The following is a 14,813-nucleotide window of genomic DNA, read 5'->3' as shown; positions in this document are numbered from 1 at the left end:
CCCCTTGCAAAGGAAGCGACATGCCCAAGTCCGACAGCGTGCAAAAACGCCTGCAAAAGATACGCGCGCCGCGCGTGCAAATGACCTACGACGTCGAAATCGGCGACGCGATTGAAAACAAGGAGCTGCCCTTCGTGGTCGGCGTGCTGGGCGACTTTGGCGGCAATCCGGACAGCGAAAAAAAACGCCTGAAGGACCGCAAGTTCGTCGCCATCGACCGCGACAACTTCGACGAAGTGCTGGCCGGCGTGGAGCCGGTGGCCCGTTTCGCCGTGCCGAACCGCCTAGGCGAGGCGGGCGGCACGTTTGCCGTCGATCTGCACTTCCGCTCGATGGACGACTTCCGCCCGGAATCGGTGGTGCGCCAGGTCGATCCCTTGCGCAAGCTGCTCGAGGCGCGCACCAAGCTGGCCGACTTGCGCAACAAGCTGGCCGGCAACGACAAGCTGGAAGACTTGCTGACGGAAGTGCTGAACAACACGGACAGCCTGGCCACCCTGAAACCGCAGTTCCCAGCGCAGGAGGATTGAGATGAGCGCCCAGGCAGAAGCCCCAGAATCCCTCGCTGTATCCGCACCCGATGCGCCGGCCGCCACCGACTTGCTGGACCAGATCGTCGAGCAAAGCCGCGTCGCCAAGTCCGGCGCCGAACATGCGCGCGCGCGCGACCTGATCTCGGAACTGGTGGCGCAGGTGCTCGACGGCACGGTGCTGATGTCCAGCAGCCTGTCGGCCACGCTGGATGCGCGCGTGGCGGAAATCGACCGCCTGATTTCCGCCCAGCTCAGCGAAATCATGCACGCGGCGCCGTTCCAGCAGCTCGAACAAAGCTGGACGGGACTGCGCTACCTGGTCGGCAATTCCGATACGGGCACGCGCCTGCAGATCCGCATGTTCAACGCCACCAAGCGCGAACTGGTGAAGGATTTCCAGGCCGCGCTGGAGTTCGACCAGAGCAGCATGTTCAAGAAGGTCTACGAAGAGGAATTCGGCACCTTCGGCGGCGCGCCGTTCGCCGCGCTGCTGGGCGACTTCGCCATCTCGCGCCAGCCGGAAGACATGTATTTCGTCGAGCAGATGTCGCACATCGCCGCCGCCGCGCATGCGCCGTTCATCGCTTCGGCCGCGCCGGAACTGTTTGGCCTGGAAAGCTACGGCGACCTGGGCAAGCCGCGTGACCTGGCCAAGGTGTTCGACACCATCGAGTACGCGAAATGGAAAGCCTTCCGCGAATCCGAGGATGCGCGCTATGTGGGCCTGACCTTGCCCCGCTTCCTGGGCCGCCTGCCGTTCAATCCCGTCGACGGCACCACGGTGGAAGGTTTCAATTTTGTCGAGGAAGTCGACGGCAGCGACCATCACAAATACCTGTGGTGTAACGCCGCGTATGCGTTCGGCTGCAAGCTGACGCGCGCCTTTGCCGACTACGGCTGGTGCGCCGCCATCCGCGGCGTGGAGGGCGGCGGCCTGGTGGACGACCTGCCGACCCACACCTTCAAGACGGACGAGGGCGATGTGGCCCTGAAATGCCCGGCCGAAGTGGCGATCACCGACCGCCGCGAAAAGGAATTGAGCGACCTGGGTTTCATCTCGCTGGTGCACTGCAAGAACACGGCGTACGCGGCGTTCTTCGGCGCGCAGTCGGCGCAGAAAAGCCGCAAGTACAACAGCGACGCGGCCAATGCGAACGCGGTGCTGTCGTCGCAGCTGCAGTACATCTTTGCCGTCTCGCGCATCGCCCATTACATGAAGGCCATGATGCGCGACAAGATCGGCAGCTTTGCCGCCGCCTCCAACGTGGAGGATTTTTTGAACCGCTGGCTGATGCAGTACGTGCTGCTCGACGATAACGCCAGCCAGGAACAGAAGGCGCAGTTCCCCCTGCGCGAAGCGTCCGTGCAGGTGCATGAAGTGCCGGGCCGGCCCGGCGTGTACCGCGCCGTGTCGTTCCTGCGGCCGCACTTCCAGCTTGATGAATTATCCGTTTCGCTCCGACTGGTCGCGGAGTTGCCGAAGTCGACCAATTCCTGATCCACCTCTCTTTCAACCACAGGAGCACACCATGGCAATCGATGTATATCTGCAGATAGACGGCATCAAGGGCGAGTCCACGGATGACAAGCACAAGGACTGGATCGAGTGCAAATCGGTCAGCTGGAGCGTCGAGCAGCCGAAGTCCGCCACCGCGTCGACGGGCGGCGGCCACACGGCCGAACGCTGCGAGCACAAGGACATCGTCATTTCCAAGCTGGCCGACCTGGCCTCGCCGGTGCTGCTGCAGACCTGCTCGGCCGGCAAGACCATCCCCAAGGCGCGCTTCGAATTCATGCGCGCCGACGGCCAGGGCGAGCGCGTCAAGTACTTTGAAATCGAAATCGAGAATGTGCTGATCGGCGCCGTCACGCCGAACGTGGAGGAGGGCGACATCCTCGGTGAACACGTCGGCTTCAAGTTCTCGAAGGTGAAGTGGAAATACACGCAGCAAAAAGTGACGGGCGGCGCCGGCGGCAATACCTCGGGCGGCTGGGACCTGGCCGCGAACCGCGTGGCCTGATCCATCCTCGCGCGGCGCGCGGCGGCCACCTGCGCCCGCGCCGCGCCGACTTTTCAGGAGAGCGTATGGACAGTTATGTACCTGGCCTGTTCGACCGCCTGATGGGCGACGGCGGCGCGGCGGCGGGCGGCGTGGCGCCGCGCCTGTCGCTGGAACAATTGAAGGATGCGGTGGCGCGCGACCTGGAAGAGCTGCTCAATACGCGCGTGGCCCTGCCGCCCGGCGCGCTCGACGCCTATCCGGAATGCGCGGCCTCCATCGTCAACTATGGCTTGATCGATTTCGCCGGCATGTGTTTGTCCAGCAGCGATGACCGCGCCCGCATCTGCGCCGCGCTGAAGGCCGCCATCGAACGCCACGAGCCGCGCCTGCGCAATGTGCGCGCCCGCCTGGAACGGGAAGCGGGCGCCATCAACCGGGTCGGCTTCGTCATCAGCGGCACCCTGGCCGTGAGGTCCGGTGGCGAGACGGTCAATTTCGACGCCGTGCTGCAGCCGTCGTCGCTGCGCTATTCGATCAACCGCAAGGGAGCCGCCGCATGAGCAATAACCTCAAGACACTGATCGCCAAGCTGAATGACACGGCGCGCACGGCCGCCACCCGCGCCGCCGCCATCTGCGTGGGACTGGGCCAGTATGAAGTCGATATCGAACACCTGTTCCTGGCGCTGCTGGAGCAGGAGCGCAGCGATTTCGTCACCATCGCGCGGCGCAGCGAGATCAGCCTGACGGCGCTGGAGGCGGACCTGCGCCGCGAGATCGGCGGCTTCCGCACGGGCAGCGCGCGCACGCCCGTGTTTTCGCCCCACTTGCCGCTGCTGTTCGAACACGCCTGGCTGATCGCCTCGCTGGACACGGCGCAGCCAGGCCCCATCCGCAGCCGCCATCTGCTGTTGGCGCTGCTGACGGAGCCGGAACTGTCGCAGCTCGCGTACCGCGGTTCGAAGCTGTTCGCCCGCTTCAGCGTGGAGCAATTGAAGCACCATCCGGACAAGCTGACGGCCGGCTCAGGCGAGGAGGAAAGCGCCCCAGTGCCGCGGCTTTCCGCCACCGGCGACGATCCTGTTGTTAGTCTGGCCAGCAAAACCCCGGCGCTGGACCAGTTCACCACCGACCTGACGCAGCTGGCGCGCGACGGCAAGCTCGATCCCGTGATCGGCCGCGAGGCGGAGATACGCCAGGCCGTCGACATCCTGCTGCGCCGGCGCCAGAACAATCCTATTTTGACGGGCGAGGCGGGCGTGGGCAAGACGGCCGTGGTGGAAGGCTTGGCCCTGCGCATCGCCGCCGGCGACGTGCCCGAGGTGCTGCAGGGCGCGCGCATCCACGCGCTCGACATGGGCTTGCTGCAGGCCGGCGCCAGCGTGAAGGGAGAATTCGAAAGCCGTTTAAAGAATGTCATCGACGAGGTGACGAAAAGCCCGCACCCGGTCATCCTCTTCATTGACGAGGCGCATACGATGATCGGCGCCGGCGGCCAGGCCGGGCAGAACGATGCGGCCAATCTGCTCAAGCCGGCGCTGGCGCGCGGCGCCCTGCGCACCATCGCCGCCACCACCTGGAGCGAGTACAAGAAGTATTTTGAAAAGGATGCGGCGCTGGCGCGGCGCTTCCAGGTGGTGAAGGTGGAAGAGCCCAGCGAAGACATCGCCTGCGCCATGCTGCGCGCCATGGCGCCGCTGATGGAGCGCCATTTCGGCATCCGCGTGCGCGACGCGGCCATCGTCGAAGCGGTGCGCCTGTCGCACCGCTACATCAGCGGGCGCCAGCTGCCCGACAAGGCCATCGGCGTGCTCGATACGGCGTGCGCCAAGGTGGCGCTGGGCCAGCGCGCCACGCCGGCGCAGCTGGAAAACGCGCACCGGAGGCAGGAACGCGTCGGTGCGGAAATCGCCGCCCTGGCCCGCGAGGCGGCCGATGGCGAAGTGCCCGGCAAAGCCGGCGCCGCGCGCCTGGCGCAGCTGCGGCGCGAGCATGACGAAGGGCAGGCGGCAGTCGCGGCGCTGGCGCAGCGCTGGGAGCGCGAAAAGGCGCTGGTGGCGCAGATCGGCGAGCTGCGCGCGCAGCTGCGCGGCGAGCGGCCGGGCGAGATCGGCGCGGCGCGCCTGCTGGCACTGAAGGACGAGCTGGCGGCCCTGCAGGGCGACGCGCCGCTGTCGCCGCTGGAAGTCGATGCGCAGGTGGTGGCCGGCATCGTCGCCGGCTGGACCGGCATCCCGCTGGGGAAAATGCTCAAGGATGAAATCCGCACGGTGCTGACCCTGGACGGCGCGCTGCGCGAACGGGTGCTGGGACAGGACCACGTCATCGAGGCGGTGGCGCAGCGCGTACGCACGGCGCGCGCCAGCCTGGACGACCCGGACAAGCCGCAAGCCGTGTTCCTGTTCACGGGGCCGTCCGGCACGGGCAAGACGGAAACGGCGCTGGCGCTGGCCGACTTGCTGTATGGCGGCGAGCGCAAGCTCATCAGCATCAACATGAGCGAATACCAGGAAGCGCACAGCGTGGCCGGCCTGAAAGGCTCGCCGCCCGGCTATGTCGGCTATGGCGAAGGCGGCGTGCTGACGGAAGCCGTGCGGCGCCAGCCCTACAGCGTGGTGCTGCTCGACGAAGCGGAAAAGGCCCATCCCGACGTGCTTGAATTGTTCTTCCAGGTGTTCGACAAGGGCGTGCTCGATGATGCGGAAGGGCGCGAAGTCGATTTTCGCAACACCATCATCATCGCCACCTCGAACCTGGGTTCGGGCGCGATGATGGCCGCCTGCCTGAACCGGGCGTCACAGGACTTGCCCACGCCGGCCGCGCTGGAAGAATTGGTACGACCGCAGCTGGTGGCGCACTTCAAGCCGGCCTTGCTGGGGCGCCTGAAGGTGCTGCCCTTCTATCCCCTGAACGACGCGGTGCTGGCCGAGATCATCGCCCTGAAGCTGGCGCGCATCGGCGCGCGCATCGCGCGCAACCACCAGGCGCAGTTCAGCCATGACGCGGGCCTGGTCGACGCCGTGCTGGCGCGCTGCACCGAGGTCGATTCGGGCGCGCGCAATGTCGACCAGATCCTCAATGGCAGCCTGCTGCCGGCGATCGCCGAAGCGGTGCTGGCGCGCATGGCCGAAGGCGAGCCGGTCGCGTCGATACGCGTCAGCGCGAACAAGCAGGGGCAGTTCAAGTACACGATCCGATAATCCACCTTCCGGAGAGCGCCATGTTCAATCTGGAGCAGTTGCTGCACCCCGTCAGCGCCGTCAGCCCCTGCGGCGACGACCTCACCTTCAGCCAGGAGCTCGACGCCATCGCGCGCGCGCGCCAGCACGACGACCCGAGCCTGGACCAGGGCGAGTGGGTGACGGCGCTGAAGGAAGCCGACTGGCCCTTCGTGGCGACGCGCTGCGAACAGCTGATCGCGGCGCGCAGCAAGGATTTGCGCATGGCCGTGTGGCTGGCCGAGGCGCACGCGAAGACGCGCCATTTCCGTGGCCTGGGCGATGGCTACGCGCTGCTGGCCGGCCTGTGCGAACGTTACTGGGATGGCCTGTACCCGCCGGCGGAAGAGGGCGACCAGGAACAGCGCATCGGCAATGTCTTCTGGCTGCTGTCGCGCACACCGCAGCTGCTGCGCGAGATCCCGCTGACCGAAGGCGCCGACGGCCTGTATGCGCTGCAGGATTTCGATGCGGCGCGCCAGCGCGCGGCCGCCAGCGTAGCGCAGGGCGCGGCCGATCAGGGCTGGGGCGACGCGCGCCACGACGAAGCGGCAACCCTGGCGCAGATGGAGGCGGCGCGGCAAAGGAACACGCGCGCCTTTTCCGACGGCTTGCTGGCCGATGCGCAGTACTGCATGCAGTCGCTGCTGGCGTTCGAGCGCAGCGTCGATGCGCGTTTCGGCGCCGACGGTCCGAGTTTTCGCGCTGCGCGCGAAGCGCTGGAAAACGCCATTCATTTCATCGCGCCGCTGTCGCCTGGCGCGGATTTTATCGGCGCGCCGGCTGCAGCCGGCCAGGCCGCCGGCGACGGCGGCGCAATCGTGCAGCGCCAGCAGGCGCTGGCCCAGCTGCGCCAGGTGGCCGATTTCTTCCGCCGCACGGAGCCGCACAGCCCTGTCGCCTACCTGGCCGAGAAGGCCGCCAGCTGGGGCGAGCTGCCGCTGCACCTGTGGCTGCGCGCCGTCGTGAAGGATGCCAATACCCTGGCGCAGCTCGATGACATGCTGGGCACGAACAGTGCAAACGGGTGATGGCGCTGGCCCCTTCCATGCTACTCTTCGGGCATGTCCAGAATGCTCATCTTGCCTGCCGCGCTATGCCTGTTCATCGCCGCCGGCGCGCGGGCCGGCACTGCGGTGCCGCTGGTGATTTACGGCGACGACGACTATCCGCCGTACTCCTACGTTGAAAACGGCCAGCTGAAAGGCATTTATACGGAGATCGTGCGCGAAGCGGCGCAATCGATGCCGCAGTATGCGGTGCAGCTGCGTCCCGTGCCCTGGAAACGGGGCTTGCTGATGCTGCAGACGGGCGAGGCCTTCGCCCTGTATCCGCCGTATTCCTGGCGCAGCGAGCGGCCGTATGTGCGCTATTCCGTGCCGCTGCTGATGGAGCAGCTGGTGGTACTGTGCAACCAGGACGTGCTGGCCAGGCGCAAGCTGCGGCAATGGCCCGCCGATTACGGCGGCCTGCACATCGGCGTGAACGCGGGTTTCCTGCCGGGCGACGCGGGGTTGATGGCGTCCCTGCGCGCTGAAAAAATCGTGCTCGACCCCGCCAAGGGCACGCGCACGAATTTGCTCAAGCTGATGCGCGGACGCATCGATTGCTATGTCAGTGACCGCCTGTCGGCGCAGTGGGAATTGCAGCGCATCCGGCGCGAAGGGCCGCCGGGCACGCCGATGCAGGCAATCGAGGAAACGGCGCAGCTGGCCAGCCAGCAAGGCCACCTTGGTTTTACGGCGCAGCGGCCTGCCGCCTACCCGTATCGCGATGACTTTATCGCACAATTCAATGCGGCCATCGTGCGCATGCAAAATAGCGGCGCGATCCGCCGCATCGTCGACCGCGCATTGCAACCCTGACGCTGCCACCCTGATTCACCCGATGGAGAAGACCATGAAAAAATTGTTGTTTCTGAGTGTGCTCGTGCTGGCCGGCTGCGTGGGCCGCCCCGACAATATTGTGCCTGTTGGTCACTTCGACACGACCCGCTATCTGGGCAAATGGTATGAGATCGCGCGCCTCGACCACTCGTTCGAGCGGGGCCTGAGCCAGGTGACGGCCGATTACAGCCTGCGCCAGGATGGCGGCCTGAAAGTGCTCAACCGCGGCTACAAGGATGCGGATGCGAAGTGGAAGGAAGCGGAAGGCAAGGCGTATTTCGTGGACAAGAAAGACGTGGGCTACCTGAAAGTGTCGTTTTTCGGCCCCTTCTATGGTTCCTACATCGTCTTCGACCTCGACCAGCAAAATTACAGCTATTCCATGATCAGCGGCCCGGACAAGTCGTACTTCTGGCTGTTGTCGCGCACGCCCACCATGGACCCTGCCCTGCAGCAGCGCCTGATCGAGAAAGCCGGCAGCCTGGGTTTTGACACGTCAAAATTGATCTATGTGAAGCAAAACTGACCTTGCTTGCCTGCCGCCCGTTCGTGGCGGCATAGCGCCTTCTGGTTGTTGCTTTTCTGCATGTTATTTCTTGCAATACCACTCTGATTCACTCACAATCTGCTCCAAAGTAGTGCGCTGCGGCGCGCTGCCATTCCGGTGGCGACGTTCGCGTTGCGCCACCGCTCGTGATTGCCGCACGGCAGATGCCTGCTATATTGGTACGTAGCAGTAGGTCGGTTTCGTGGCGTCTGTGCATCGTTTTCTTCAGATAGGAATCACGCAATGAAAAACCTCAAAATCGGCGTACGTCTCGGTGGCGGTTTTGCCGCCGTCCTGTTCCTGTTGACCAGCCTGACCGTGGTGGGCATCGTGCAGATGCAAAGCGCCAGCAAGGAAACCGATGCGCTCGTCAACGTCAAGGTGCGCAATGAGCGCCTGATCGCCGAGTGGACCAAGGTCATCGAGGTCAACGCGGCGCGCACGGCGGCCGCCTGGAAAGTCAGCGATCCCGAACACCAGAAGCAGTTTGAACAGGAAATGGCGGTCTCGTCTGCACGCGCCACGGAAATCCAGAACGATATCGGCAAGAGCGAGCTGAACACGGACGAGCAGGCGCTGTACCAGGAAGTATTAAGCACGCGCAAGGCCTACACGGAAGTGCGCAAGAATGTGTTCAAGGCCAAGAATGTGGGCGACCTGGAACTGGGCAAGCGCCTGTACGAAGGCGACATGGCCGTCAAGCGCGACATCTACCTGGCGTCGCTGAAGAAGCTGGAATTGCTGGAAGCCAAATTGCTCGATGAAACGGCCGCGCAAATCCGTTCGCGCTACGAAAATGGCCGCATGCTGCTGATCTCGCTGGGCGTGGTGGCCATCTTGCTGGGTATCGCCTGCGCCTACTGGATCACGCGCTCGATCACGCGTCCCATCACGCGTGCCGTCGAGGTGGCGGAAGCCGTTTCCGCTGGCGACCTGACCAGCCATATCGTCGTGGAAAGCCGCGACGAGACGGGGCAATTGATGCATGCGCTGAAAAACATGAACGATAAACTGGTGAGTATCGTGGGCCAGGTGCGCGCCGGTACCGAATCGATCAGCACGGCGTCGAGCGAAATTGCCGCCGGCAACCTGGACTTGTCGTCACGCACGGAAGAGCAGGCCAGCTCGCTGGAAGAGACGGCGTCGTCCATGGAAGAGCTGACCTCCACCGTGAAACTCAATGCGGACAATGCGCGCAGCGCCAACCAGCTGGCCATCGACGCTTCGCAGATCGCCAGCAAGGGCGGCGTGGTGGTGTCGGAAGTGGTCAGCACCATGGGCTCGATCAACGATTCCTCGCGCAAGATTGTCGACATCATCAGCGTCATCGACGCCATCGCCTTCCAGACGAATATCCTGGCCCTGAACGCGGCCGTGGAAGCGGCCAGGGCCGGTGAACAGGGCCGCGGCTTTGCCGTCGTGGCCTCCGAAGTGCGCAACCTGGCGCAGCGTTCCAGCGCGGCAGCCAAGGAAATCAAGGGCTTGATCGACGATTCCGTGCAAAAGGTCGAGGCCGGTTCGCAACTGGTGGACAAGGCGGGCCGCACCATGGACGAGATCGTGCAAAGCATCAGCCACGTGACGCAGATCATGAACCAGATCACCGACGCCAGCGATGAACAGCGCGCCGGCATCGAACAAGTCAACCAGGCCATCGGCCAGATGGACCAGGTGACGCAGCAAAACGCGGCCCTGGTGGAAGAAGCAGCCGCGGCGGCCGAATCCATGCAGGAACAGGCGGCCAGGCTGGCCGAGGTCGTGGGCGTGTTCAAGCTCGATGCCACGCAGCAATATGCTGCCGCCCGTAGCAGCCCGTCCGTGACGGCGCCTGCGCCAGTAGCGGCTGCCACGCGGCCCGCCACGCAGCCCGCCATGCGACGCGCGCCAGCATCCCGCGCGCCAGCACCCACCGTGACTGCGACCTCGCCGGACAAGGTGGCGCAAGCGGACGCGGTGCGCGCACGCACGCCGAAGACGCCGGTGGCCTCCGGCGCCGACGAATGGGAAGAGTTTTAAGCACGGATTCTTAAGCGCAGTTTCCCCCTTGGCATGGCGCGGGCGCTACAATCGCGGCTTGAAGACAGCCGCGAACGCGCTCCGCCATGACCACCCGCCGTACCTCCAGCCCTAGCTCAAATCATCCCGCCAGCCATCCCGCCAGTCCTGGCGCTGCATCGTCTTCCCTGGCTGAACCGGCCAAACGCGCGCGCTGCCCAGCCTGCCTGCGCGCCGTCTCCAGCTGCATCTGCCGCTGGATCGCCCCCGTTTCCCACGCGGTGGAAGTGCTGATTCTGCAGCATCCGCTGGAAGTGCACAATGCCAAGGGCAGTGCCCGCCTGCTGCACTTGAGCCTGCCGAACAGCCGCATGCTGACGGGCGAGCAGTTTGCCCCCGATACGCTCGCCGAATTGCTGGCTGACAAGCACAATGTGCTGCTGTACCCGGAGACGCCCGGCGACCGTTCGCTGGGCATCGCCCCGCCGCCGGCGCTCGACCCTGCCAGCTTGCTCGATCTTGCCCGCGTGCGGCTGGTGGTGCTGGACGCCACCTGGCGCAAGAGCCGCAAGATGCTGTATCTGAATCCCCCGTTGCAACAGCTGCCGCGCCTGCCCCTGCGCGACACGCCCGCTTCCCATTACCTGATCCGCAAGGCGCACGCGCCAGACCAGTTATCGACCCTGGAAGCGACGTGCTATGCCCTGATGCAGTTGGAGCAGGACGCGGCCCGCTTCGTTCCCCTGATCGCGGCATTTGACGGCTTTGTCGCACAGCAGTTGAGCTATGTCATGCCGCACGGTGAAAAAGCTTGAAACGGCATCACGCCAGCCCTTGATCTTGCCCGCGCAGCGGCATAGTATACTGTACGTATATACAGTTGATGGGGCCGTTCATGAAAGCAATCATTCCAGAGCACGATGACAGCTTCGCCGGGCAAGCCATGTTGCCGCCGCAATCGCTGAAAGCCCACAAGGGCCGCGGCGCCGTGTCGAACCTGCAAGGGCGCTACGAGGTGCACGCGCGCGGCGGTTTCGATGATGGCTGGGGCGTGGGCGGCCTGGATGAGGCGGCCGGGGAGGCGGCGCCTCCCACCTGGAAGACGCAGGTCAGCGACGAGCAGGCGCGCACCATTCTCACGCGCAACGCTTCGCCCGACTTGCCGTTCAATGTTTCCTTGAATCCGTATCGGGGTTGCGAACACGGCTGCATTTATTGCTTTGCCCGCCCCACGCACAGCTATCTGGGCCTGTCGCCGGGCCTGGACTTCGAAAGCCGCATCTATGCCAAGGTGAACGCCCCCGAACTCTTGCGCCGCGAACTGGCCAAGCCCTCCTATGTGCCCGAACCGATCGCCCTGGGCGTGAACACGGATGCGTATCAGCCGTGCGAGCGCGAACGGCAACTGACGCGGCGCGTGCTGGAAGTGCTGCACGAGTGCGACCACCCCGTGGCGCTGATCACGAAATCGTCGCTGATCGAGCGCGATATCGACATTCTGGCGCCGATGGCGGCCAGGCGCCTGGCGGCCGTGGCCGTCACTGTCACCACGCTCGACCCGGCCATCGCGCGCACCCTGGAGCCGCGCGCGGCCGCTCCGGCGCGGCGGCTGCGCACCATCCGCACCCTGACGGAGGCGGGCATCCCCGTGGGCGTGAGCATCGCGCCCATCATCCCGTTCGTGACGGAACCGGAAATCGAGCAGCTGCTCGAAGCCGTGCGCGACGCGGGCGCCATCCACGCCCATTACGTGGTGCTGCGCCTGCCGTGGGAAGTGAGCCCGCTGTTCCAGCAATGGCTGGAAGCGCACTTCCCGGAACGGGCCCAGCGCGTGATGAACCGGGTGCGCGAAATGCGTGGCGGCAAGGATTACGACAGCGCGTTCGGTACGCGCATGCGGGGCGAGGGCGTGTGGGCTGACCTCATCCGCCAGCGTTTCGAGAAAGCCGTGCACCGGCTGGGTTTGCATGGCAAGGGCGGCCGCTTCAAGCAGCTCGATTGCACGCAGTTCCGCCGGCCGTTGGTGGTGCCGCCGCTGGGGGCAAAAGTAAAAAAAGGTAATGCGGGGCAGCTGGATTTGTTTTAGCGCAAGCAGTACGGGGCGCGGGCTTGTGCGTTGACAAGGGCACGCGCAAGGGCATGCGTACTGCGCGAAACAGGCGGGCTTGGTGGCGGGTCGCATCGCCGTCCTGCGTCCGTCGTGGGTGATGCCGGCAGGGGGAGCGGGCGACGAGAAACTCATCGCCCGCAGGCATGCCGGGCTTAGCCGGAACGGCTCGATCTTGCTGGCTTGATCAGCAAACGGTGGCGTTGCAAGCCATCAGGCAGAGTTGCTGTGCGGTGCCGCTCAAGGCGCCGCAAGCCGCTTTGCACAGGGTGCAGGGAATGCTGGAAGGGGCGACACCCTGGCTGATGGCGGAGATGCTGGGGCTGCGTTGTACGGCTTTGGCTTGCAATGGCAGATTGTTCATTTTAAAACTCCTTGTGGTGGCGCCGCCGCGGGCAACGGCAATGGGTGTGCGTACCGAAGTACGGTGCTGATCGTTTCCCGCCAACGACCGTATGCTGAAGCGCGTGCACGCATCGCTGCGCCCACGTGCCCCGACAATTCAAATGCTGTTGACGTCAGCGTTGCGACCAGTAGCGCACTGCGCCGACGCTGACCGGTATCACATCGCTGACGTCGACGGCGAAGCGGGCGACCGTGTTGGCTACCTGCAGGTTTTCCGGGTTGAAGAAGGTCATGATGATGTCGTAGCACTCGGAGCCCGGGCGGCACACGGGACTCTGTTGCACGACGATGGTATCGAGCTGCATGCCCGTGGTCTTGGCCAGCATTTCCGCCGCTTGCATGGCATTCGTGGCCGAGAAGTTGAGCGCACGGTCCATGCCCGTGACGCCCAGGTTGCGGAAGTCGTAATAGATGCGGTTCAGGAAGTTTTCCAGGCGCGCGCCTGTGTTGCTGCTGTTGATGTCCAGGCTGTCCTGCACCGCCATCAGGCTGTCGATCAGCTGCGGCACATTCCAGCTGAACATGCCCCGGATGGCCGGCTGGATCACGGGAACGACCTGGCCGGACATCAGCCTGGCGGCGCCCGAGATTACGCCGGGAAACGAATTCATGACGACCAGGCCATCGATGGTGCCGACATAGGCCTCGAACAGCAGTTCATAGGTCATGTCGGCATACGGACCGACGGGGACGACCGCGTAAATCGGCGTGGCGTCCAGGTTGACGGTCCAGGTCAGCGATTGGCGGAAATATGGCTTTGCGCGCAGGAATTCGATCAATTGCTGCGGATCGCTCGGATTGTTCCTGTCCGATGGCATGGCCTGGACGAAGGAATCGCGGCGCGCTTCGCTGCCGAAGTCGACGCCCAGGTTGCCCAGCGCATACACCAGGGTCGGGCCCTTGGCGCTGCCGCCGCAGCCGCAATCGGAGGCATCGATGCCGGAAGCGGCGATGCCTTGCCGCGTCGCGCCGGAAGGGCCCGCAAGGTTGGCCAGGGAGGGGGTTTCCAGCATGGGAATGCTGAGCGGATGCGCCTGCGCGGAAGTGTCGGCATTGGCTGGGCTCGCTTCAATCACAGTATCGTCTGACATTTCAATTTTCCCTTTTAATAATAGTTGAGTGGCGCCCGGCACATTCAATGTCCCAGTCAGGAGGCGGCGACAGTCCAGCTCGCCATTGGTGTTGCAACGCGTTGCGCTTTGCAGCAATGCGCTGCAAACTCCACGAGGGTCAGGACGATCCCCATGTTGGTGTTGCCGGCATAGCAGCAAGGCTGCGATGGCCGAGACGATCGGGGTGGCAAAGCTGGTGCCGCTGCTGAGCCGCACGCGCCCTGCGGGAGCGGCGCCGAGGATGTCGGTACCGGGCGCCATGATGCCGCGCGCGCGATAGGCCTCGCCCCAGTTGCTGTTGGGCATGGGCGCGCCTTGCCGGTCCAGTGCGCCGACGACCAGCGTGTATTTGATGGAGGCGGGGATGTGCAGGCAATCGCAGCCGTCGTTGCCTGCCGCGGCGACCAGCAGGACGTTGCGTTCATGGCACAGCTGTATGGCTTTTTGCAGCAGGCCGTCGGCGGCGCCGCTGTCGGACAGTTCGCCGCCGCTCACATTGATGATGTGCGCGCCGTGCTCGACGGCCTGGGTGATGGCGCGGGCCAGGTCGAGCTGCGTGCATTGCGTCAGTGCGCCGTCGGCGCGGTCGGCAAAGATGGGCAGGATCAAGCCCCGACAATGGGGGGCCAGGCCCGTGACGGGACTGCCCGGCTGGCCAAAGATGATGCTGGCGACATGGGTGCCGTGTTGCGATGCCCGGCCGCGGCCGCTGGCACCCGTGGCGAGCGTGTCGAGCAGTTGCAGCCTGGCGCCGGCAAAGCAAGGGTGGCTGGTATCGACGGGACCGTCGAGCACGGCGATGCAGATGTCGGCACAGCCGGTGTTGCCATCCTGTAAGGCAGCCAGGCCGTGCAGCAAGCCATGATTGGCCAGGCTGTCGTGGGTGGTGGATACTTCCATGGTCGTCGGCACGCGGTGCTCCTTGCTGGGTCCTGGAGGGCGGGCGGCGCACCGCTTGAGGTGCTCCGCCCGCCTGCTGCGGCGCCTGCTGCTCAAGCGCCGATAGCA

At 65.0% G+C, this 14,813-nt stretch carries 13 protein-coding genes; 11 read left to right on the top strand and 2 right to left on the bottom strand.

What is annotated here, in order from left to right; genetic code table 11:
- Window positions 1–20 precede the first annotated feature (20 nt).
- The 11 genes from tssB to O3299_RS12460 all read left to right on the top strand — a co-directional run bounded on the left by tssB (window position 21) and on the right by O3299_RS12460 (window position 12,267).
- Complete coding sequence (gene tssB / locus O3299_RS12510) at window positions 21–530, top strand: type VI secretion system contractile sheath small subunit (RefSeq protein ID WP_077407198.1); 510 nt, start codon at window positions 21–23, stop codon at window positions 528–530.
- 1 nt (window position 531) lies between these two features.
- Complete coding sequence (tssC, locus tag O3299_RS12505) at window positions 532–2,031, top strand: type VI secretion system contractile sheath large subunit (RefSeq protein WP_077407195.1); 1,500 nt, start codon at window positions 532–534, stop codon at window positions 2,029–2,031.
- Window positions 2,032–2,062: 31 nt separating this feature from the next.
- Window positions 2,063–2,554 carry a type VI secretion system tube protein Hcp gene (locus O3299_RS12500; protein WP_034750126.1) on the top strand — a complete coding sequence of 164 codons (492 nt, stop codon included), beginning with the start codon at window positions 2,063–2,065 and terminating at the stop codon, window positions 2,552–2,554.
- A 65-nt stretch (window positions 2,555–2,619) separates the two neighbouring features.
- Window positions 2,620–3,096 carry a type VI secretion system baseplate subunit TssE gene (gene tssE, locus O3299_RS12495; RefSeq protein WP_099667124.1) on the top strand — a complete coding sequence of 159 codons (477 nt, stop codon included), beginning with the start codon at window positions 2,620–2,622 and terminating at the stop codon, window positions 3,094–3,096.
- Complete coding sequence (gene tssH, locus O3299_RS12490) at window positions 3,093–5,735, top strand: type VI secretion system ATPase TssH (RefSeq protein ID WP_305062430.1); 2,643 nt, start codon at window positions 3,093–3,095, stop codon at window positions 5,733–5,735. Before tssE ends, tssH begins: the two co-directional genes overlap by 4 nt.
- 20 nt (window positions 5,736–5,755) lie before the next feature.
- Window positions 5,756–6,784, top strand: coding sequence for a type VI secretion system protein TssA (tssA, locus tag O3299_RS12485; RefSeq protein ID WP_305062429.1), 1,029 nt, complete (start codon window positions 5,756–5,758; stop codon window positions 6,782–6,784).
- Between the two features lie 33 nt (window positions 6,785–6,817).
- Entirely contained in the window at window positions 6,818–7,618 is an 801-nt protein-coding gene (locus O3299_RS12480) for an ABC transporter substrate-binding protein (protein ID WP_305052740.1), read from the top strand.
- A gap of 34 nt (window positions 7,619–7,652) precedes the next feature.
- Window positions 7,653–8,165: a lipocalin family protein gene (locus O3299_RS12475; protein WP_305052739.1), complete on the top strand. Its 513-nt coding sequence runs from the start codon at window positions 7,653–7,655 to the stop codon at window positions 8,163–8,165.
- A 264-nt stretch (window positions 8,166–8,429) separates the two neighbouring features.
- Window positions 8,430–10,202, top strand: coding sequence for a methyl-accepting chemotaxis protein (locus tag O3299_RS12470; RefSeq protein ID WP_305062428.1), 1,773 nt, complete (start codon window positions 8,430–8,432; stop codon window positions 10,200–10,202).
- A gap of 86 nt (window positions 10,203–10,288) precedes the next feature.
- On the top strand, window positions 10,289–10,996 hold the full coding sequence (locus O3299_RS12465) for a tRNA-uridine aminocarboxypropyltransferase (protein WP_305052737.1): 708 nt from the start codon (window positions 10,289–10,291) through the stop codon (window positions 10,994–10,996).
- Window positions 10,997–11,124: 128 nt separating this feature from the next.
- Window positions 11,125–12,267: a PA0069 family radical SAM protein gene (locus O3299_RS12460; protein WP_305062969.1), complete on the top strand. Its 1,143-nt coding sequence runs from the start codon at window positions 11,125–11,127 to the stop codon at window positions 12,265–12,267.
- 208 nt (window positions 12,268–12,475) lie between these two features.
- On the opposite strand, the gene O3299_RS12455 is transcribed toward O3299_RS12460, so the two are convergent.
- Window positions 12,476–12,652 (bottom strand): hypothetical protein, encoded by a 177-nt coding sequence (locus O3299_RS12455; protein ID WP_251351391.1) that lies wholly within the window; start codon window positions 12,650–12,652, stop codon window positions 12,476–12,478.
- Between the two features lie 154 nt (window positions 12,653–12,806).
- Complete coding sequence (locus tag O3299_RS12450; RefSeq protein ID WP_305062427.1) at window positions 12,807–14,717, bottom strand: S8 family serine peptidase; 1,911 nt, start codon at window positions 14,715–14,717, stop codon at window positions 12,807–12,809.
- Window positions 14,718–14,813 lie beyond the last annotated feature (96 nt).

The sequence above is a fragment of the Janthinobacterium sp. SUN176 genome, assembly GCF_030587335.1.
Lineage (GTDB): Bacteria > Pseudomonadota > Gammaproteobacteria > Burkholderiales > Burkholderiaceae_D > Janthinobacterium > Janthinobacterium kumbetense.
This window is presented reverse-complemented; position numbering and strand designations above follow the sequence as displayed.

Coding starts and splice junctions, on each gene's coding strand:
- O3299_RS12475 (WP_305052739.1), top strand. CDS start 7,653: ATGAAAAAATTGTTGTTTCTGAGTGTGCTCGTGCTGGCCGGCTGCGTG.
- O3299_RS12480 (WP_305052740.1), top strand. CDS start 6,818: ATGTCCAGAATGCTCATCTTGCCTGCCGCGCTATGCCTGTTCATCGCC.
- tssE (WP_099667124.1), top strand. CDS start 2,620: ATGGACAGTTATGTACCTGGCCTGTTCGACCGCCTGATGGGCGACGGC.
- O3299_RS12460 (WP_305062969.1), top strand. CDS start 11,125: ATGTTGCCGCCGCAATCGCTGAAAGCCCACAAGGGCCGCGGCGCCGTG.
- tssH (WP_305062430.1), top strand. CDS start 3,093: ATGAGCAATAACCTCAAGACACTGATCGCCAAGCTGAATGACACGGCG.
- O3299_RS12455 (WP_251351391.1), bottom strand. CDS start 12,652: ATGAACAATCTGCCATTGCAAGCCAAAGCCGTACAACGCAGCCCCAGC.
- tssB (WP_077407198.1), top strand. CDS start 21: ATGCCCAAGTCCGACAGCGTGCAAAAACGCCTGCAAAAGATACGCGCG.
- O3299_RS12465 (WP_305052737.1), top strand. CDS start 10,289: ATGACCACCCGCCGTACCTCCAGCCCTAGCTCAAATCATCCCGCCAGC.
- O3299_RS12470 (WP_305062428.1), top strand. CDS start 8,430: ATGAAAAACCTCAAAATCGGCGTACGTCTCGGTGGCGGTTTTGCCGCC.
- O3299_RS12500 (WP_034750126.1), top strand. CDS start 2,063: ATGGCAATCGATGTATATCTGCAGATAGACGGCATCAAGGGCGAGTCC.
- tssC (WP_077407195.1), top strand. CDS start 532: ATGAGCGCCCAGGCAGAAGCCCCAGAATCCCTCGCTGTATCCGCACCC.
- tssA (WP_305062429.1), top strand. CDS start 5,756: ATGTTCAATCTGGAGCAGTTGCTGCACCCCGTCAGCGCCGTCAGCCCC.